This window comes from Stenotrophomonas sp. 24(2023) (assembly GCF_030913365.1).
GTDB lineage: Bacteria > Pseudomonadota > Gammaproteobacteria > Xanthomonadales > Xanthomonadaceae > Stenotrophomonas.
Genome location: NZ_CP133160.1, coordinates 3,037,338 through 3,054,250, shown reverse-complemented (window position 1 = coordinate 3,054,250; position 16,913 = coordinate 3,037,338). Strand labels below are relative to the sequence as shown.

Below are 16,913 nucleotides of genomic sequence, written 5' to 3'. Positions count from 1 at the left end.
TTCGATGGGCCCGCAGCATGCCACGGCAGGGGTGAGGATGCGGTGGACCGCCGCGCGCTCATGGCACCGCCCCAACGGCACCGGCCAGCAGCACCTCGATCAGCGCGCGCGTTGCCGCCGACTGGTGCCGGTGCGGTGCGTACAGCAGCGAGAACGGCCGCGTGCGTCCACGCAGCTGCGGCAGCACTTCCACCAGCGCGCCGCGCGCCACGCGCTCGGCCACGATGAAATCGTAGCTCTGGCAGATGCCCAGGCCGTGTTCGGCCAGGGTGACCACGCCCAGCACATCATCGGACACCTCGATGCCCCCCCGCGGCACCCAGTCGATGTCCCGGCCGTCCTCGCGCAGGGCCCAGGCGGCGATGCGACCGGTGCGGGGCATCACGAACGGCAGGCAGGCGTGCTGCTGCAGCGCGGCCAGGTCCATGGGCATGCCGGCGCGGTGCAGGTAATCGGGCGAGGCCACCAGACACAGCGCGGCCTGTTCCAGCTCGCGCGCGACCAGGCCGCTGTCCGGCAGCGTGCCCAGGCGGATGGCCAGGTCCACGCCTTCGGCCACCAGATCGACATTGCGGTTGCTGATGTGCAGGTCCACCTGCACCTGCGGGTGCTGCTGGCGGAAGCGTGCCAGCAGCGGCGGCAACCGATGGTGGCCATAGGTGGTGGGCACGCTCAGGCGCACCCGCCCGGCCAGCGCAGCGCCCTGCCCCTGCGCCTGGCGCTGCGCATCGTCCAGCAGGGTGAAGGCGGTCCGCGCCTGCTCCAGATAGGCGCGCCCGGCCTCGGTCAGCCCCAGACGGCGGGTACTGCGCTGCAGCAGCTGCTGGCCCAGCCGGGCCTCCAGCCGGGCCAGCGCACGGCTGAGTACCGACGGCGTGCTGCCGAAGGCCGCCGCTGCCGCCGTGAACGAGCCCTGCTCGACCACGGCCAGGAACACCTCGACATCGGCCAGATAGTCGAACTGGCGGGCCATTTTGCTCTCCTGCGAACAGATGATTTGCATTCAAGGCGATTTTTACCTCAAAACGCATGCAATACAGTGCCCGGCATTCCCTTCCGGAGCAATGCCATGACCCGTTTCGCCCCCCTTCCTCTCGCCCTGGGCCTGCTGCTGGCCGCGCACGGCGCGCAGGCCGCCGATGTGCTGGTGGTGCTGTCCGACGCAGACCATCTGGACCTGCGCGACGGCGGCCGCTTCAGCACCGGCTTCTACCTCAACGAGCTGATGCAGCCGGTCAAGCGCCTGCGCGAGGCGGGCCACACGGTGGTGTTCGCCACGCCTGAAGGCCGCGCCCCGAGCCTGGACACCACCTCGGTCGATGCCCAGTACTTCGGCGGGGATGCCGCTGCCCTGCGCGAGCACCAGCAACTGCTGCTGCAGCTGCAGCTGACCGACCCGCGCCACTCACCCGTGCTGAGCCTGGCCCGGGTGGAACAGCAGGGCCTGGGACGCTTTGCCGCGGTCTACATTCCCGGTGGCCACGCGCCGATGCAGGACCTGCTCGACTCGCCGTCGGTAGGCCGCGTGCTGCGCTACTTCCACGACAACGCCAAGCCGACCGCGCTGGTCTGCCATGGCCCGATCGCGTTGCTGTCGACCCTGCCCGATGCGCGCGGCTTCACCACCACGCTGAAAACGGGCGGCACGCCCGCCGCCGTGCAGGACTGGATCTACCGCGGTTACCGCATGACCGTGATCAGCAACGCCGAGGAGGAACAGGCCAAGGGCCTGCTCAACGGCGGGCAGATGCAGTTCTATCCGCAGACCGCACTGCAGGCCGCCGGTGGCAGCTACCGCAGCAATGCGGCGCCCTGGCAGCCGAACGTGGTGATCGACCGCGAACTGATCACCGGGCAGAACCCGGCCTCGGCGATGGCCGTGGCCGACGCGCTGCTGCAGCGCCTGCACTGAACCGGCCGGCTACATCGCGCGGAATGCGCCCAGATAGCGCCGGCTGACCGGCAGCACCTCGTCACGGCCGCGCAGGTGGAGCTGCGCGGTTTCGTTGTCACCGCGCAGCAGCTGCCGCACCGCATGCCGGTTGACCACCGCCGAGCGATGCACCTGCACGAAGCTGTCCGGGTCGAGCTGCTGCAGCAGGTCCTTCAACGGCGTGGTGACCACCGCGTCGCAGGCACGCCCCTCATCGTCGCGCCAGCCGACGCGGGTGTACTTGCTGTCCGCGCGCAGGAAATCGATGGCCGTGCAGGGAATCACCTTGAGCACGCTGCCCACCTGCGCGTGCAGCCAGCGCAGCGGCGTCGGCGCGGGCAATGACAGCCGTGCAGCCAGCTGCTGCAGCTGTGCCTGCAGGTCCTGCAGCGGTGGCGGTGCCAGCAGCCGCTGCTGCAGGCGCTGCACGGTGTCGGCCAGGCGCTGCGGTTCCACCGGCTTGACCAGGTAGTCCAGCGCGCCATGGGCGAACGCCTGCACCGCATAGGCATCGTAGGCGGTGACGAACACCACCAGTGCACGCCGGGCGATGCGCGCGGCCACATCGATGCCGGACAGGCCCGGCATGTGGATGTCCAGGAAGCACACCTGCGGCGACAGGGTTTCAAAAGCCTGCAGCGCATCACGGCCATTGCGCGCCTGCGCCACCACCTGCAACTGCGGCCACGCCTGTGCCAGCTGCGCCGCCAGTGCCTGGCGCAGCAGCGGCTCGTCATCGGCGATCAATGCCGTCACGCGCATGCCGTTGCCCGCTGCGCCGGAAATCGCAGGCGGGCCACCGCCCCGCCCTGCACGCCCGGCTGCAACTGCAGCGAGGCCGCATCGCCGAACAGCAGCTGCAGCCGTTGCCGCAGCGTCGCCAGCCCGGTGCCCAGCCCCGGCGAGGCGCCGGCCAGGCCGGCACCATCATCGCTGACGGTGACCTCGCAGCGCGTGGCATCGGCGCTGACCTGTATGCAGATCTCACCGCCGTCCTCGCGCGGGTCGATGCCATGGCGCACCGCGTTCTCCACCAGCGTCAGCACGGCCAGCCCCGGGCAGGCCAGCGGCCGGGCTGCCTGCGCCACCTCCAGGCGATAGCGCAGACGGTCGGGCATGCGCAGGTGCATCAGTTCCAGATAGGCGGTGACCAGGGCCATCTCATCGGCCACCGGCACCAGTGGCTGCTGCAGGCGCGGCACGCTGCCGCGCAGGTAGGCCACCAGATGGCGCATCACCTGTGGCGCCTGCGGCGAACCACTGTCCACCAGCGCCTGCAGGTTGGCCAGTGTGTTGAACAGGAAGTGCGGCGCCACCTGCCGCTGCAGCAACTGCACCCGGGCTTCCAGTGCCTGCCGTTCCAGCTCGCTGCGCTCCAGCGCGAAAGCCAGCGCCTGATGGCGGGCCAATGCGTCCTTGTGCCGTACCAGCGCAGCCAATGCCACCCACGGTGCCACCAGCAGGCCGGCAATGCTGAGGGTGAGAAAACCGGTGCCGCGTTCGCTGTCTTCCCAGAACGGGGCCGCGCCCGCGGCGGTCCCTGCCAGGTAGATCGCCAGCGTGCCCAACGGCATGGCCATGGCCACCGCCACGATCTGCAGCACCCAGCGTGGCACGGCCACCGGCAGCTGCCGCGGCCAGCGTTCCAGCACGCTGAACACCGCCATCGCCAGCAGGCCCAGCCCCAGCGCGCGTGGCAACACGGCCCACCAGGGATTCCAGTCCAGCGTCAGCAGCGCGCCGACGGCCAGCGACAGCACCGCGCACCACAGCGCGCGGCGCAGCAGCGACACCGGCGGCGATGGCAGGGCATCAGGCATGCGCGGCAGCATAGCGGCTTTGTCGTGGCCCGGGTCACGATGCCAGCGGCGGCCACCACATCAACGCTGCCGCCGCCACGCTGCCGGCCAGCGTCAGCAGCGCGGCCAGGCCCAGCAACCCGCTGCCCAGCCAGGCCCGCCAGACCGTGCCTTGGCGCTGCGCACGCAGGTACAGCTCCAGCAGGGCCAGCGGCAGCAGGGTCTGGGCGAAGGCGAGCGTGGTCAGCGCCGGGCCGGTGAAGCGGTCCGGATCGAACCCCGCCGGGCCCTGGTTGATCACCACCCACAGCATCAGGCCGATACGGAAGAACCAGACCCCACTCACGGCCAGGAACAGACGCAGCGCCCACGGCCGATGCGCGCCGATGCGCCCCTGCCACGCCTGCCACCACGCGGCAGCCGCGAACCACAGCACCAGCAGCGCATTGAGCGAGGTGCCCAGGTGTTGGGCGGTATCACCGGCGGCCCCCCCACGTATCCAGACCATCGACAGCCCGCCAAGGGCCAGCAGCGCCGCCGCCAGCACGTAACCGCGGCCGACCCAGCGATGCAGCGCGGGAGCCGCGCGCCGCAACGGCGGCAACAGCTGCATCAGCCCGGCGATGACGATGGCCGCCGCCAGCAGCAGGTGCACTGCCAGCACCGCATTGAATGCCGTGGCGCCGGGCTGGTAGCCATGCGGCATCACCGCGTTCCAGCGCTGCGGCTGCCCGGCCAGCGTGGCCCGCCCATAGAACACGGCCACGTACAGCGCGAACAGCACCTGGCCCAGCGCGGCACAGGCCAGCCAGGCCGCCGCGCTTCGGCGCAGCAGGCGCTGCGCGCGGGCAGCAGAAGAAAGCGGCGCAGCAACAGCAGGTACGGACATGGCGGCCAATCCAGCGGGGAATGCCGCTTTCATAGCGCCCATGCCAGCGCGGGCGCTGCCACCACCACGACCGGTGACGGCCAGTGCCGATGGGTGACGGCGGGCGGCGACCGATGCCGCCCGCCGTCACCCCATCAGCGCCCGTTCGCGCGTGCCGGCAACTGCAGCAGTACCTGCAGGCCACCGCCCTGGCGGTTGCTCAACTGCAGGCTGCCGCCCAGCGACTGCACCAGCTGCACGGCAATGGCCAGGCCCAGGCCGGTGCCGCCGGTATCGCGGTTGCGCGACACCTCCAGCCGGTGGAACGGTGCCAGCACCGCCTGCAGCTCCGCCTCGGGAATACCCGGCCCACGGTCGCACACGCTGATCCACACCTTGCCGTCTTCGTCGCGCCCGGCAGCGACCTCGGCCGTGCCGGCATAGCGCAGCGCGTTGTCCACCAGGTTGCCCAGCACGCGGCGCAGCGGCTGCGGCCAGGTCTGCACGGTGATCGCCGCGTCGGTGCCGCCGCTGACCGGCTTGCCCATGTCCTGGTAATCACCGACCACGCTGGCCAGGAAGGCGCCCAGGTCCATCGCCACCGGCGCACCGTTGGCCACGTGGCTGCTGCGCGCGTAGGCCACGCCTTCGCGCACCAGCTGGCCCAGGTGGTCCAGATCGGCCAGCAGGCGTTCCTGCGGCGCACCGTCAGGCAGGGTTTCCACGCGCAGCTTCATCCGCGTGATCGGCGTCTGCAGATCGTGCGAGATCGCCGCCAGGATCTGCAGGCGCTCGCTGACGTGGCCGCGGATGCGCGACTGCAGGGCGTTCACCGCCGCGGCCGCCTTCACCACTTCGGCCGGGCCCTGCTCGGGCAATGGCGGGCTGTCCACACCCGGTTGCAGGTGTTCCACCGCGCGCGACAACTGTGCCAGCGGGCGCATCGCCAGGCGCACGGCCAGCCAGGCGCACAGCAGCAGCAGGCCCAGCTGCACCACCAGCACCACCGGCAACCAGCGTGCCAGCGGCAGCATCGAGGGCTTGACCTCGATGGTCAGCGGCTGGCCATCGTGCAGGTGCAGTTCCACCTCGAAACGTTCGGGAATGCGCGAGACCTGCCGTACCTGCAGCGGGTACTGGTGGCGCAGGCTGGCATCGATGATGCCGGTGACCATGCGCGCGCGCTCGGTCTGCAGTTCGGCGCCGGGCGCGGCCGGGCGCAGCAGGTAGCGGTAGGTGCGCCGTTCCAGCCGCGGCACCCACTGCTGGCGCTGGTCGGCCGGCAGGTGTTCCAGCAGGGCCACGCTGACGGCCACGTCCTCGTCCAGGTTGCGCAGCATCATGCCCACCGTGGACTGGTAGCGCTCGTAGAACAGCAGCCCGAAGGACAGGGCATGGGCCAGCACCAGCCCGCCCAGCAGCACCAGCAGCAGGCGTGCGGACAGCGTGCGCGGCCAGAACCAGAACCGGCGCGGGCGCGCGGTGCTCATTCGTCCGGCCCCAGCAGGCGTACCGGCTGGCAGAACACATAGCCTTCGCTGCGTACGGTCTTGATATAGGTCTGCTCGCGCGCATCATCGCGCAGGCGCTGGCGCAGGCGGCTGACCAGCAGGTCGATGGAACGGTCGAACAGTTCCGCATCCCGGCCCTGGGTCAGGCTGAGCAGCTGGTCGCGGCTGAGCACGCGGTTGGGATGGTCCAGGAACACCCGCAGCAGCCGGAACTCGGCACCGCTGAGCGGATAGGCGGTGTCCTGGGTATCGAGCAGGTGGCGTGCGGTGGTGTCCAGGCGCCAGTCACCGAAGGCCAGCTGGCGGCCGGCGTCGGTCACCTGCAGGTTCGGCGGCAGCATCTGCGTGCGTCGGATCACCGCATTGATGCGTGCCAGCAGTTCGCGCGAGGAGAACGGCTTGGTGACGTAGTCGTCGGCACCCATTTCCAGGCCGATGATGCGGTCGGTCTCATCATCGCGCGCGGTCAGCAGCACCACCGGCACCGCGCGGTGCTTGCTGGCCCGCAGGTTGCGGCACAGGCTCAGCCCATCCTCGCCGGGCATCATCACGTCCAGCACGACCAGGTCCACCGCATGGGTGTCCATCAGCGCGCGCATGGCGCGCCCATCGGCCACCTGGCTGACCCGCAGGCCGTTGCGCTGCAGGTAATCGGCCAGCATCTGGCGGATCTCGCTGTCATCGTCGACGACAAGGATGTGCGGTACGTGGTTCATCGCATTCTCGGTAGGCAGGCCAGGACAGTGCCGCGTGACGCGGCCATGGTAGCGCGGCTCATGGCAGGGCCAGCTGGCGTTCGATTTCCGCCTCGGTGCGTGCGTAGTCGCCTTCGCCGTAATGGCGATAGACCACCCGCCCCTGCCGGTCGACCAGGTACAGCGCCGGCCAGAAACGGTTGCCCCACGCATTCCAGATGCGGTACTGGTTGTCCTGTACCACCGGCCAGGTGATGTCCATGCGTTGCAGGGCGTCGCGCACGTTGCCGGTCAGCCGTTCATAGCCGAATTCAGGCGTGTGCACGCCGATCACCTGCAGGCCCTGCCCGGCATAGCGCGCATGCCACTGGTGCACGTACGGCGCCACGTGCAGGCAGTTGATGCAGCTGTAGGTCCAGAATTCCACCAGCACCACCTTGCCGCGCAGCTGCGCCAGCTCCAGCGGCGGGCTGTTGTGCCAGGGCCCGCCGCCGGCCAGTGCCGGGGCCATCGGGGCCTCCAGCGGCTGCGCACCGGCATCGGCCGACGGCCAGGCCAGCAGCAGCGCCGCCCCGCCGAGCACGGCCAGCAGCAGCGGGATGGCATAGGTGCGCACCGTGCGCAGCATCGTGGTGGCCATGGGGTCAGCCCGGCTGTTCGGCCAGCGGCAGCTCGGCCGGCTTCACACCGGCGGCTTCCAGGATGCTGTCGGCCACCTGCGCAGGGTGCGAGAGCAGCGAGACGTGGCTCGCGCCCAGCGTCTGCACCTGTGCACCGATGCGGCGGGCGGTGGCCATCTGCAGCTGCGGCGACAGCATGCGGTCATCCCGGCTGACCACATACCAGCTCGGCCGGGTGTGCCATGCGGCGGTGGTCACCGCCTCGCCCAGCGCACTGGCCTTCAGCGGTGCCTGGGTGGCGTACAGCACATCGGCCACCTTGCGGCGCACGTCGGGGGCGAAATCCTCGGCGAAGGCCGCTGCCGGCAGCGACAGGTAACCGTCGCGGTCCTGCAGCTGCTGCAGGCCCGGGCCCACCGGGAAACCTTCGCCCTGCTGGGCCGAGGTCTGGCCGGCGTCCGGCGCGAAGGCAGCCACGTAGACCAGGGCCTGCACCTTCGGGTCGTTGCCGGCCTCGGTGATCACCGTGCCGCCCCAGCTGTGGCCGACCAGCACCACCTTGCCCGGTGCGGCCGCAATCGCGCGGCGGGTCGCGGCCACGTCATCGGCGAGCGAGGACAACGGGTTCTGCACGGCCACCGCCGGCACGTGCCACGCGCGCAGCGCCTTGATCACGCGGGACCAACTGGAACCGTCGGCGAAGGCGCCGTGGACCAGGATGACGGTGGGCGGTGCTTCGCGGGCAGTCAGCGCGGCAAAGGCCGGGGTGGCGGCGCCGGCCAGGGCCAGTGCGGCGGCAAGAAGCGTGGTGCGGAACATGGGGGGACACTCGTGGGGAAGAGTGCCCATTTCGCCACGCCTGTGTATCGCCGCTGTTTGCCCGGGTGGGCGGAGTTGTACCCGAATGTAGGCCGATGGGGTGTTTCTACACTTTGATACAGAGATTGAAGCGGAGCGTTCATCCACGCATGGCGTGGATCTACCCGGGGCATGCCGGTGGTGGGGGATGTGGGAGGTTCATCCACGCATGGCGTGGATCTACCGGGGGCATGCTGGTGGTGGGGGATGTGGGGGGTTCATCCACGCATGGCGTGGATCTACCGGGGCATGCCGGTGGTGTGGAGATGTGGGTGGTTCATCCGGGTGGGGTGTGGCCGCTTTGTATCGGACTGTAGTGCGGCCCGGGGCTGGCCACAGTTGCTGACAAATCCCGGTGCAACGGCACACGTTGCCGATACCTGCACGGCGCGAAATGGCCTCCATCGACCACCGCCCTGCAGGACCACCCCATGATCCGCACTGCTGCTTCGCTGTACACGCCCCGCCTGGATGCCGTCGGCCGCTGGCTGTCCCCGCTCGCCCTGCGGGCACTGCTGGCCTGGGAATTCTATGAATCCGGCCGCGAGAAGCTGGGCGGTGCCAACTGGTTCGCCGATCTGGACGGTCGCTTCCCGTTCCCGTTCTCGGTACTGCCGGCATCGATCAACTGGCAGCTGGCCACCTGGCTGGAACTGGTCGGCAGCGTGCTGTTGCTGCTGGGCCTGGCCACCCGCTCGGTCGCCTATGTGTTCTGGGTGCTGACCATCGTCGCGGTGGCCGCGGTGCACTGGCCGGACCAGTGGCATGGCCTGGCCGAGCTGTGGCAGGGCTATGCGATCACCGACCAGGGCTACGGCAACTTCAAGCTGCCGCTGCTGTTCCTGGCCATGCTGCTGCCACTGATCCTCGGCGGTGGCGGTGCCCTGAGCCTGGACCACCTGCTGGCCCGCACACCGGCCACGGTACAGCGCGGTGATCGCCTGGGCTGGGGCGTGGCGCTGCTGGCGCTGAGCCTGCCGCTGGCGGCCGTGCTGCCCGGCATCGGCTTTGGCGGTGCGGCACTCGGTGCCCTGCTGCTGGTCCTGTTCGCACTGCGCCAACGCCGCAGCGCCTGATCGTCCCCCGGTCTGCCCGGTGCAGCCGCCCTCCCCCTTTCTTTCCACGCCGCCCTGTGGCGGCGTCCACCCCGCACGCCCTGCGTGCTTTGCAAGGAGTCACCACCATGTCCCACGCTTCTTCCGCTTCCCGTTCCGCCCGCCTGCCGCGTATCGGCGCCCTCGGTGTCGCCCTGGCCGGTGGCCTGATGCTGGCCGGCCACGCTGCCGCGTTCCAACCGCTGGCCATCGCAGCGGTCTCTGCCAGTGCCACTGCCGAAGGCAAGTGTGGCGAGGGCAAGTGCGGTGCCAACAAGGCCGGTCCCAGCGCCAAGGCGGCAGGCAAGACCGCCAGCAAGGCCAAGGTCGGCGAAGGCCAGTGCGGTGAAGGCAAGTGCGGCGATGCCTCGTTTGCCCGCACCGATGCGGACCACGACGGCAAGGTCTCGCGTGCCGAATTCCTGGCCGTGGCCCCCAAGCGCGCCAGCGAGTTCAACACCATCGATAGCGACCACGACGGCTACATCAGCGAACAGGAAGCGCACGACTACCTGCGCGCCACCTACCAGGCCAATGGCAAGCCGATGCCGAAGGGCCTGTTCGCCCGCGTCGCCGACTGACCCGGATGTTCCCCGGCGCCGCCTGCCGGCGGCGCCTTCCTGCTGAAGATGCCCCCATGACGATACCTACCGTCCTTCCCGCCGCCAGCGCCGGCCTCGGCCTGCGCCGTGGCCTGCTCGACGATCTGCTGGCGATGCCGGCTGGCGCCGTGGATTTCCTGGAATGCGCGCCGGACAACTGGATCGGCGTGGGCGGCGCGCACGGCGCGGCACTGCGCCAGCTGAGCGAGCGCTTTCCGCTGAGCTGCCATGGCCTGTCGCTGTCGCTGGGGGGCCCCGATCCGCTGGACCGCACGCTGCTGGCGCAGACCCGTGCCTTCCTGGACCTGCATGGCGTGCAGCTGTACAGCGAACACCTGAGCTACTGCGCCGCCGGCGGCCATGTCTACGACCTGCTGCCGCTGCCTTTCACCGCCGAAGCCGTGCGCCACGTCGCCGCGCGCATCGGCCAGGTGCAGGATGCGCTGGGCCGGCGCATCGCCGTGGAGAACATCTCCTACTACGCCGTTGCCGGTGCGGACATGAGCGAGATCGCGTTCATCAACGCGGTGCTGGCCGAAGCGGACTGCGACCTGCTGCTGGACGTCAACAACGTGTTCGTCAACGCCTGCAACAACGGCTACAACGCCTTCGATTTCCTCGCTGCGGTGCCCGCCGACCGGGTGGCATCGCTGCATGTGGCCGGCCATTTCGACGAGGCCGACGGCTTCAAGATCGACACCCATGGTGCGCCGGTGAAGGGCATCGTCTGGGCACTGCTGCACGAGGCCTATGCCCGGGTCGGCGTGCGCCCGACCCTGCTCGAACGTGATTTCAACTTCCCGCCACTGGACGAACTGCTGCAGGAAGTGCAGCAGATCCGCCAGGCCCAGGGCGACGCCACGCTGGCCGGGGTGCACCATGGCTGAGGCCCTGTCCATGGTGCAGCGCCGCTGGGCGGACCATGTGCGCGATCCCTCGCGTCCGGCGCCGGAGGGCATCGACGCACGCCGGCTGGCCATCTACCGGCGCCTGTGCATCGACAGCCTCGACGGCCTGCTGGCCGGCAGCCTGCCCCGCCTGCAGCAACGGCTGGACACCGCCACCTGGCGTGCCACGGTTGAACACTACTACGCACACCATGCCTGCCACACACCGTTGTTCCCGCAGGTCGCACAGGAGTTCAGCGAATGGCTGGGCAGCCAGCAGGAATGCGTCCTGCCGGCATGGGCCGCCGAGCTGGCACACTTTGAATGCTGCCAGCAGGCCCTGCGCATCGAGCCGCGTGAACCGGGTCCACCGGTGCAAGGGGCGCTGGCGCTGGACACCGTGCTGGCACTGTCGCCACAGGTACGCGTGCTCGGCTATCGGTGGCCGGTGCATGACGATGACGCGGCGTGGCCGGACATGGCCCCCGCCGAACCGACGCTGCTGCTGATGCGACGCCTGCCGGATTTCGACCTGCAGCTCGACGCGCTGGCCACGCTGGCCTATCCGCTGCTGCTGGTCTTCGGCGACGACGGCTGCACCATCGCCGATGCGCTGCAGGCCCTGGCCGATGCGCACGGCGTGGCCAAGGGTGAGCTGCTGCTGGCCTGCGCGCCGCTGCTCGACACGCTGTGCGCCCAAGGCGTGCTGCTGCCTGCCATCGCCTCCCTGCCCTGAACCCGCACGCCTGTCCACCGTTTCCCTTCCGAGGTTCCGACCATGACTTCCTCTCGCACCGCCTTCCTGCACGGCTGGCGCCTGTTCCTGGCCATTGCCGTGGTGGTACTGGCATGTGCCGCAGCGGCCTTCGCCATCGGCAGCGACGCCGCCGACGGCAGCCGCACCGCCATCCGGGTCACGGCCCGCAGCTCGTTCCTGCTGTTCCTGGCCGCGTTCACCGCCTCGTCGTTTGCCAGCCTGCTGCCGGGGCCGTTTACCCAATGGCTGCTGCGCGAGCGGCGCATCATCGGCCTGTCCTTCGCGTTCTCGCACCTGGTGCATGCCATCGCCATCACCACCTTCGGCGTGCTCAACCCGGCGTTCTGGCCGGGTCGCTCGGCGCTGACCAACCTGCCTGGCAGCATCGGCTACGTGGCGATCCTGGCCCTGGCCATCACCTCGCACCGGGGCATCGCACGGCAGATGGGGCCGACGGCGTGGCGGCGCCTGCATGTCACCGGCATGTGGATCATCGCGGCCGTGTTCACCTATTCCTACTTCAAGCGGGTGCCGGGCAACTTCTGGTATGCGGTGCCGTCGGCGCTGATCTTCACCGCCATCGTGGTGCGCTGGATCGCCAAGCGCGCGCAGGCCATCAAGCGTGTCTCCAGCCGCGCGCGCAGCGCCGCACCGGCGCTGCGCTGAACACCATCACGGGCGCATGTAGCGCGTGCGGTGGCCGGTGAAACGCTGGCCATCGAAACCGAAGCAGAAGCGCCCGTTCTCGACCGTGGCACCGGTGTGGAGCGCACCGAGCAGGCAGAACGTGTCGTCCTCGTCGGAGGTTTCGATGACGCCCAGCTCCGGCGCGTGGCCGTCGCGGTCGATCTCGCCGGTCATGGCATCGATCGGCACGGGGTACACCTTGCCATCCAGGCGATCGATCAGCATCAGCGAAAAGCGGGTATGTGCATCATCCAGCGGAACCGACACCAGCAGGTAGTGCTGCTTGAAGTTCGGCTGCTCCTCTGCGATGGCCTCCTCGATGCGCGCGCGGTGCGGCGCATCGCAGAAATCCACCGGGCTGCCCCGGTAGCGGCAGCCGTCGTGCCGATACGGCATCTGCACGCCGGAAAAGAACACGTTGCCGGCCGCACTGAGGTTCTCGCCCACCGCCGGGCTGGTGCAGACCAGCCACGAGCGCTGCGGATCATCCGGGTCGGCCGACAGCATCGGGCTCATCCCCGCCTCGGTGGACAGGTCGCCGCGGAACTCCTGGCCGAGCTGTTGCCGGGCGATGGCACGCGCCTGCTCCAGCGGCAGGGGAATGGTGGCCCCGCGCACACTGGCCACGGTCAGCGATGGCAGCAGCACGCCATCGATCGGCAGGCCTTTCCAGCGCCCGCGCACGCAGAAGGTGGCCAGTTCGAAGCCTTCATCGACCTTGCAGGGGGTGGGTGCATGGGCAGCCAGCCACGGCTGGGCGGGGCGATTGATCTGCAGGTCGATGTACCAGCCGTCCAGCGCGCAGCTGGGCAGGCCATCCAGCAGCGGCCCCAGGTCGGTTTCCGCAGCCGGCGCCCGCCCGTCTGCCGCTGCGGCACTGGCCGGTGCGGACGCCTGCCTGCCAGCGCTTTCCTGTTCCTGCGCCACGTGCGGGCCGGCCGGTTCCGCGCCCGGTGTGCAGGCCGACAGCAGTACCGCGACCACCAGCGCTGCCCACCCACCACGTCCGGCTACCTCCTGCATGTCCTGCTCCCCGGGGCTGCCCTGCCCGCCTGCACCGCATGATGGCAGCGGGCGGGCAGCGGCTCAATGCCCCGTCACGGCGCGCGGTGCAGCGTGAACACGGTGATTTCCGAGGGCACGCCGATGCGCGTGGCGAAGCCCGGCCACAGGCCGGCCCCGTTGCTGACGTACAGCAGCATGCCGTCCACCTGGTAGCGCCCGGATACGAAGCCGTTGTTGCTGCGCTTGACGATCTGGTCCAGGCCGATGATGTGGCCGCCATGGGTGTGCCCGGACAACTGCAGGGCGACGCCGTGCGCGGCATTGGCGCGTGCATCGCCGGGCCGGTGGTCCAGCAGGATGATCGGCGCACCGGGCGTGGCACCGGCCAGTGCGGCGTTGATGTCCGGCGGTGCCTGTCCGTGCTGGGCAGCCACCGGGTCGGTGACCCCGGCAATGGTCAGCACCGCATCGCCCCGGCGCACCTGCGTATGTGCGTTGTGCAGCAGGTGCAGTCCCAGGCCATGGAAGGCCTGCATCCATTGCGCATGTTGTTCGTAGTATTCGTGGTTGCCATTGATGGCGATGACGCCATCCGGCGCACGCAGTTCGCCCAGCGGCGGGTAATCGTTGCGACGGGCCTGCACGGTGCCATCGATCAGATCACCGGTGATGACGATCAGGTCCGGCTGCTGCGCGTTGGCAGCGGCCACCACCTGCTTCACCCAGGCACCGGTCAGCAGCCGGCTGGCATGGATGTCGGTCAGCTGCAGTACGCGGTAGCCCTCGAAAGCCGCCGGCAACCCGCGGATCGCCACGTCCACCGGTTTCACCTTGGGCACGGCCATGCCCTGGCTGACCCCGTACACCGACACCAGCACCACCAGTCCGGCCAGCACCGGGCGCAACGCGCGATGGCGCAGCGCTGCCAGCCCCTGCCGGCGGCGCAGCAACAAGGTCAGCAGCTGGGCGATGTCCAGCACCAGCAGCGCCACTGTCAGCAGCAGCACACTGGTGAAGCCCACGGCCAAGGCGGCAATGGCCAGCCGCGGAATCTCCGGCGAGGCCCACGTGCCCGCGACACTGGCGACGATGCGATGGTGGCAGGCCACGGCCACGGTCAGCAGCGACAACAGCACCTTCAGCGCGCGCGGCAGCCGCAGCGGCCACCACAACCGCCAGGCCACGTACAGCGCCAGCACGAATCCGATCACGCTCAGCATGGTTGTTTCCTGCAACAAGGGGAGGACAGCAGCCGACTATGCTGACGGCCCGCACCGGGCATTGCCACCCCATACGATGACGGCGCGGCAACACGACGGCGGGCACCATGGGCGTCCCCCCGCCGTGGAGCCTGGCATGAGCCACGTATTCGTCATCGGTGCCGCCGGCCAGATCGGCCACCACCTGGTCGCACAGCTGGCCGCGCGCGGCCACAGGGTGCGCGCCCTGCACCGCCAGCCCGGCCAGGCCACTGCACTGGCCGCCACCGGTGCCACGCCGGTCAGCGGTGATCTGGAACAGCTCGACGCCACCGGCCTGGCCGAGGCATTGCGTGGCAGCGAGGTGCTGGTGTTCACGGCCGGTGCCGGTGGCAAGGGCGGTGCCGAACGCACGCGCGCCATCGACGGGCGTGGGCTGGAACTGGCCGTGGCCGCCGCACGCCAGGCCGGCGTGCACCGGTTCCTGCTGGTCTCGGCGTTTCCCGAGGCCGGGCGCGGCAAGCACCTGTCGGACACCTTCGAGGTGTACATGGAGGTCAAGAAAGCCGCCGATGTGTGCCTGGCCCAGTCCGGGCTGGACTGGGTGATCCTGCGCCCGGGCACGCTGGTGGACACCCCCGGCACCGGCCGGGTCAGCGCCGGGCCGGCCATCGCCTACGGGCAGATCCCGCGCGAGGACGTGGCCACCACGCTGGTGGCGCTGGTCGAACGGCCGCAGGTGCGGCGGGTCATCATCGAACTGACGGCCGGCCCGCACGCCATCGCCGAAGCACTGGCCTACCTGGAACCCGGCGCCGTGGGCTGACGGCGCCGGCGGGGTCAGCTTTCAGCGGTCCGTTCCAGCGTGAGGCGGGCGATGCGCCGCTTTTCCATCGCCAGCACGGTGATGCGGTAGCCGGCCACGTCCACGGCATCGCCCACGTCCGGCAGGCGGCCCAGCTGTTCCAGCACCAGCCCGGAAATGGTCATGTAATCGGCACTGCGCGGCAGTGCGATGTGGGCCAGCCGCTGCAGATCGTCCAGGGTCAACGCGCCGTCGGCTTCCCAGCGATCCTCGCCCTGCGCCACCACGCCGTAACGCTCGTCCTGGGTATCGGCCAGGTCGCCGGCAATGGCCGCCAGCAGGTCGTTGGCGGTCACCAGGCCTTCCACGCTGCCGTACTCGTCAACGGCCACCGCCAACGGCACCGGATGCTGGCGGATCAGTTCCAGGGCCTGCAGCGCACTGGCGCTGGACAGCACGTACTGCGGCTCGCGCAGGTTGGTTTCCAGCTGCAGCGGCCTGCCCTGCAGCAGGTCGGCCAGCAGGTCGCGGCTCTGCACCACGCCACGCAGGCTGTCCAGGTCGCCCTCGCCCACCAGCAGGCGCGTATGCGGGGTGGCCACCAGCCGCGCCACCACCTCGTCGTGGCCGCGCGCCATGTCGATCCACTGCACATCGGCACGTACCGTCATCACGCTGGACACCGGCCGTTCGGCCAGACCCAGCACGCTGCGGATCATCTCGTGCTCGGCCGGCTGCAGGCGCTCCTCGCCCGCCTCGGCATCCTCGTCGTGCGCATCGTCCTGACCGTGGCTCGGGCGCGCGCCCAGCAGGCGCAGCACGGCATCGGCGGTGCGCTGGCGGAACGGCTGCCGGCGCTCGTTGCGTTCGCGGTTGAAGCGCACCCACTGGTTGAATGCTTCCACCAGGATCGAGAACGCGATGGCCGCGTACAGGTACCCCTTCGGGATCTTGTAGCCCAGGCCTTCGGCCACCAGGCTGAAGCCGATCATCAGCAGGAAGCCCAGGCACAGCACCACCACGGTGGGATGCCTGTTGACGAAGCGCGTGAGCGGCTTGCTGGCCAGCAGCATCACCGCCATCGCAATGGTGACCGCAGCGTACATCACGCCCAGGTTGTCGACCATGCCGACCGCGGTGATCACCGAATCCAGCGAGAACACCGCATCGAGCACCACGATCTGCGCCACCACCACCCCGAAACCGGCATAGACCTTCTTGCCGTCATCCTGGTGCGCGCGGCCTTCCAGCCGCTCGTGCAGCTCCATCGTGCCCTTGAACAGCAGGAACAGGCCACCGCCGAGCAGAATCAGGTCGCGGCCGGAAAAGCTCTGCCCGAACAGGGTCAGCAGCGGCTCGGTCAGCTTCATGATCCAGGCCAGCGCTGCCAGCAGCACCAGGCGCATCAGCAGGGCCAGGGTCAGGCCCAGCACGCGTGCGCGGTCGCGCTGGTGCGGCGGCAGCTTGTCGGCCAGGATCGCGATGAACACCAGGTTGTCGATGCCGAGCACGATCTCCAGCACCACCAGCGTTGCAAGGCCCATCCATATCGAGGGGTCAGCCAACCATTCCATTGCAGGTCCGTTTCGTCAG

At 69.8% G+C, this 16,913-nt stretch carries 18 protein-coding genes; 7 read left to right on the top strand and 11 right to left on the bottom strand.

Features of this window, described 5'->3' with window-relative positions; translation table 11 throughout:
* Nucleotides 1-58 precede the first annotated feature (58 nt).
* Complete coding sequence (locus tag Q9R17_RS13790; RefSeq protein ID WP_308155174.1) at nucleotides 59-973, bottom strand: LysR family transcriptional regulator; 915 nt, start codon at nucleotides 971-973, stop codon at nucleotides 59-61.
* 96 nt (nucleotides 974-1,069) lie between these two features.
* Here Q9R17_RS13790 and Q9R17_RS13785 point away from each other — a divergent pair, with 96 nt between their 5' ends.
* On the top strand, nucleotides 1,070-1,912 hold the full coding sequence (locus Q9R17_RS13785; RefSeq protein WP_308155173.1) for a type 1 glutamine amidotransferase domain-containing protein: 843 nt from the start codon (nucleotides 1,070-1,072) through the stop codon (nucleotides 1,910-1,912).
* 9 nt (nucleotides 1,913-1,921) lie between these two features.
* Here Q9R17_RS13785 and Q9R17_RS13780 read toward each other — a convergent pair whose 3' ends face one another.
* From Q9R17_RS13780 to Q9R17_RS13750, 7 genes are all read right to left on the bottom strand, one after another.
* The gene (locus Q9R17_RS13780) at nucleotides 1,922-2,695 is read right to left on the bottom strand and encodes a LytTR family DNA-binding domain-containing protein (RefSeq protein ID WP_308155172.1); all 774 of its coding nucleotides are present in this window, start codon (nucleotides 2,693-2,695) and stop codon (nucleotides 1,922-1,924) included.
* The gene (locus Q9R17_RS13775; RefSeq protein ID WP_308155171.1) at nucleotides 2,686-3,753 is read right to left on the bottom strand and encodes a histidine kinase; all 1,068 of its coding nucleotides are present in this window, start codon (nucleotides 3,751-3,753) and stop codon (nucleotides 2,686-2,688) included. The genes Q9R17_RS13780 and Q9R17_RS13775 overlap by 10 nt, the downstream gene beginning before the upstream one ends.
* A 34-nt stretch (nucleotides 3,754-3,787) precedes the next feature.
* Nucleotides 3,788-4,621 carry a DUF2306 domain-containing protein gene (locus Q9R17_RS13770; RefSeq protein WP_308155170.1) on the bottom strand — a complete coding sequence of 278 codons (834 nt, stop codon included), beginning with the start codon at nucleotides 4,619-4,621 and terminating at the stop codon, nucleotides 3,788-3,790.
* 134 nt (nucleotides 4,622-4,755) lie between these two features.
* Complete coding sequence (locus tag Q9R17_RS13765; protein WP_308155169.1) at nucleotides 4,756-6,090, bottom strand: HAMP domain-containing sensor histidine kinase; 1,335 nt, start codon at nucleotides 6,088-6,090, stop codon at nucleotides 4,756-4,758.
* A complete protein-coding gene (locus Q9R17_RS13760; RefSeq protein WP_308155168.1) occupies nucleotides 6,087-6,827 on the bottom strand; it encodes a response regulator transcription factor in 741 nt (246 codons plus the stop codon). The genes Q9R17_RS13765 and Q9R17_RS13760 overlap by 4 nt, the downstream gene beginning before the upstream one ends.
* A gap of 58 nt (nucleotides 6,828-6,885) precedes the next feature.
* Nucleotides 6,886-7,431: a thioredoxin family protein gene (locus Q9R17_RS13755; protein ID WP_308158346.1), complete on the bottom strand. Its 546-nt coding sequence runs from the start codon at nucleotides 7,429-7,431 to the stop codon at nucleotides 6,886-6,888.
* Nucleotides 7,432-7,450: 19 nt separating this feature from the next.
* Nucleotides 7,451-8,245 carry an alpha/beta hydrolase gene (locus Q9R17_RS13750; RefSeq protein WP_308155167.1) on the bottom strand — a complete coding sequence of 265 codons (795 nt, stop codon included), beginning with the start codon at nucleotides 8,243-8,245 and terminating at the stop codon, nucleotides 7,451-7,453.
* A gap of 470 nt (nucleotides 8,246-8,715) precedes the next feature.
* Between Q9R17_RS13750 and Q9R17_RS13745 the strand changes: the two genes are divergently transcribed.
* The 5 genes from Q9R17_RS13745 to Q9R17_RS13725 all read left to right on the top strand — a co-directional run bounded on the left by Q9R17_RS13745 (nucleotide 8,716) and on the right by Q9R17_RS13725 (nucleotide 12,290).
* The gene (locus Q9R17_RS13745) at nucleotides 8,716-9,360 is read left to right on the top strand and encodes a DoxX family protein (RefSeq protein ID WP_308155166.1); all 645 of its coding nucleotides are present in this window, start codon (nucleotides 8,716-8,718) and stop codon (nucleotides 9,358-9,360) included.
* Between the two features lie 107 nt (nucleotides 9,361-9,467).
* Nucleotides 9,468-9,959 carry an EF-hand domain-containing protein gene (locus tag Q9R17_RS13740; RefSeq protein WP_308155165.1) on the top strand — a complete coding sequence of 164 codons (492 nt, stop codon included), beginning with the start codon at nucleotides 9,468-9,470 and terminating at the stop codon, nucleotides 9,957-9,959.
* A 56-nt stretch (nucleotides 9,960-10,015) separates the two neighbouring features.
* The gene (locus tag Q9R17_RS13735; protein ID WP_308155164.1) at nucleotides 10,016-10,867 is read left to right on the top strand and encodes a DUF692 domain-containing protein; all 852 of its coding nucleotides are present in this window, start codon (nucleotides 10,016-10,018) and stop codon (nucleotides 10,865-10,867) included.
* Complete coding sequence (locus Q9R17_RS13730; protein WP_308155163.1) at nucleotides 10,860-11,603, top strand: putative DNA-binding domain-containing protein; 744 nt, start codon at nucleotides 10,860-10,862, stop codon at nucleotides 11,601-11,603. The genes Q9R17_RS13735 and Q9R17_RS13730 overlap by 8 nt, the downstream gene beginning before the upstream one ends.
* Before the next feature lie 42 nt (nucleotides 11,604-11,645).
* The gene (locus Q9R17_RS13725) at nucleotides 11,646-12,290 is read left to right on the top strand and encodes a hypothetical protein (RefSeq protein ID WP_308155162.1); all 645 of its coding nucleotides are present in this window, start codon (nucleotides 11,646-11,648) and stop codon (nucleotides 12,288-12,290) included.
* Between the two features lie 6 nt (nucleotides 12,291-12,296).
* Here Q9R17_RS13725 and Q9R17_RS13720 read toward each other — a convergent pair whose 3' ends face one another.
* Nucleotides 12,297-13,334 carry a hypothetical protein gene (locus tag Q9R17_RS13720; RefSeq protein WP_308155161.1) on the bottom strand — a complete coding sequence of 346 codons (1,038 nt, stop codon included), beginning with the start codon at nucleotides 13,332-13,334 and terminating at the stop codon, nucleotides 12,297-12,299.
* 74 nt (nucleotides 13,335-13,408) lie between these two features.
* The gene (locus Q9R17_RS13715; protein WP_308155160.1) at nucleotides 13,409-14,536 is read right to left on the bottom strand and encodes a metallophosphoesterase; all 1,128 of its coding nucleotides are present in this window, start codon (nucleotides 14,534-14,536) and stop codon (nucleotides 13,409-13,411) included.
* A gap of 136 nt (nucleotides 14,537-14,672) precedes the next feature.
* Between Q9R17_RS13715 and Q9R17_RS13710 the strand changes: the two genes are divergently transcribed.
* Nucleotides 14,673-15,341 (top strand): NAD(P)H-binding protein, encoded by a 669-nt coding sequence (locus Q9R17_RS13710; RefSeq protein ID WP_308155159.1) that lies wholly within the window; start codon nucleotides 14,673-14,675, stop codon nucleotides 15,339-15,341.
* A gap of 14 nt (nucleotides 15,342-15,355) precedes the next feature.
* On the opposite strand, the gene Q9R17_RS13705 is transcribed toward Q9R17_RS13710, so the two are convergent.
* Nucleotides 15,356-16,894 carry a TerC family protein gene (locus tag Q9R17_RS13705; protein WP_308155158.1) on the bottom strand — a complete coding sequence of 513 codons (1,539 nt, stop codon included), beginning with the start codon at nucleotides 16,892-16,894 and terminating at the stop codon, nucleotides 15,356-15,358.
* Nucleotides 16,895-16,913: the final 19 nt, after the last annotated feature.

What these genes read in the sequence shown, in the direction of transcription:
- Q9R17_RS13790 (WP_308155174.1), bottom strand. Translation starts at nt 973, where the DNA reads ATGGCCCGCCAGTTCGACTATCTGGCCGATGTCGAGGTGTTCCTGGCC.
- Q9R17_RS13785 (WP_308155173.1), top strand. Translation starts at nt 1,070, where the DNA reads ATGACCCGTTTCGCCCCCCTTCCTCTCGCCCTGGGCCTGCTGCTGGCC.
- Q9R17_RS13780 (WP_308155172.1), bottom strand. Translation starts at nt 2,695, where the DNA reads ATGCGCGTGACGGCATTGATCGCCGATGACGAGCCGCTGCTGCGCCAG.
- Q9R17_RS13775 (WP_308155171.1), bottom strand. Translation starts at nt 3,753, where the DNA reads ATGCCTGATGCCCTGCCATCGCCGCCGGTGTCGCTGCTGCGCCGCGCG.
- Q9R17_RS13770 (WP_308155170.1), bottom strand. Translation starts at nt 4,621, where the DNA reads ATGTCCGTACCTGCTGTTGCTGCGCCGCTTTCTTCTGCTGCCCGCGCG.
- Q9R17_RS13765 (WP_308155169.1), bottom strand. Translation starts at nt 6,090, where the DNA reads ATGAGCACCGCGCGCCCGCGCCGGTTCTGGTTCTGGCCGCGCACGCTG.
- Q9R17_RS13760 (WP_308155168.1), bottom strand. Translation starts at nt 6,827, where the DNA reads ATGAACCACGTACCGCACATCCTTGTCGTCGACGATGACAGCGAGATC.
- Q9R17_RS13750 (WP_308155167.1), bottom strand. Translation starts at nt 8,245, where the DNA reads ATGTTCCGCACCACGCTTCTTGCCGCCGCACTGGCCCTGGCCGGCGCC.
- Q9R17_RS13745 (WP_308155166.1), top strand. Translation starts at nt 8,716, where the DNA reads ATGATCCGCACTGCTGCTTCGCTGTACACGCCCCGCCTGGATGCCGTC.
- Q9R17_RS13740 (WP_308155165.1), top strand. Translation starts at nt 9,468, where the DNA reads ATGTCCCACGCTTCTTCCGCTTCCCGTTCCGCCCGCCTGCCGCGTATC.
- Q9R17_RS13735 (WP_308155164.1), top strand. Translation starts at nt 10,016, where the DNA reads ATGACGATACCTACCGTCCTTCCCGCCGCCAGCGCCGGCCTCGGCCTG.
- Q9R17_RS13730 (WP_308155163.1), top strand. Translation starts at nt 10,860, where the DNA reads ATGGCTGAGGCCCTGTCCATGGTGCAGCGCCGCTGGGCGGACCATGTG.
- Q9R17_RS13725 (WP_308155162.1), top strand. Translation starts at nt 11,646, where the DNA reads ATGACTTCCTCTCGCACCGCCTTCCTGCACGGCTGGCGCCTGTTCCTG.
- Q9R17_RS13720 (WP_308155161.1), bottom strand. Translation starts at nt 13,334, where the DNA reads ATGCAGGAGGTAGCCGGACGTGGTGGGTGGGCAGCGCTGGTGGTCGCG.
- Q9R17_RS13715 (WP_308155160.1), bottom strand. Translation starts at nt 14,536, where the DNA reads ATGCTGAGCGTGATCGGATTCGTGCTGGCGCTGTACGTGGCCTGGCGG.
- Q9R17_RS13710 (WP_308155159.1), top strand. Translation starts at nt 14,673, where the DNA reads ATGAGCCACGTATTCGTCATCGGTGCCGCCGGCCAGATCGGCCACCAC.
- Q9R17_RS13705 (WP_308155158.1), bottom strand. Translation starts at nt 16,894, where the DNA reads ATGGAATGGTTGGCTGACCCCTCGATATGGATGGGCCTTGCAACGCTG.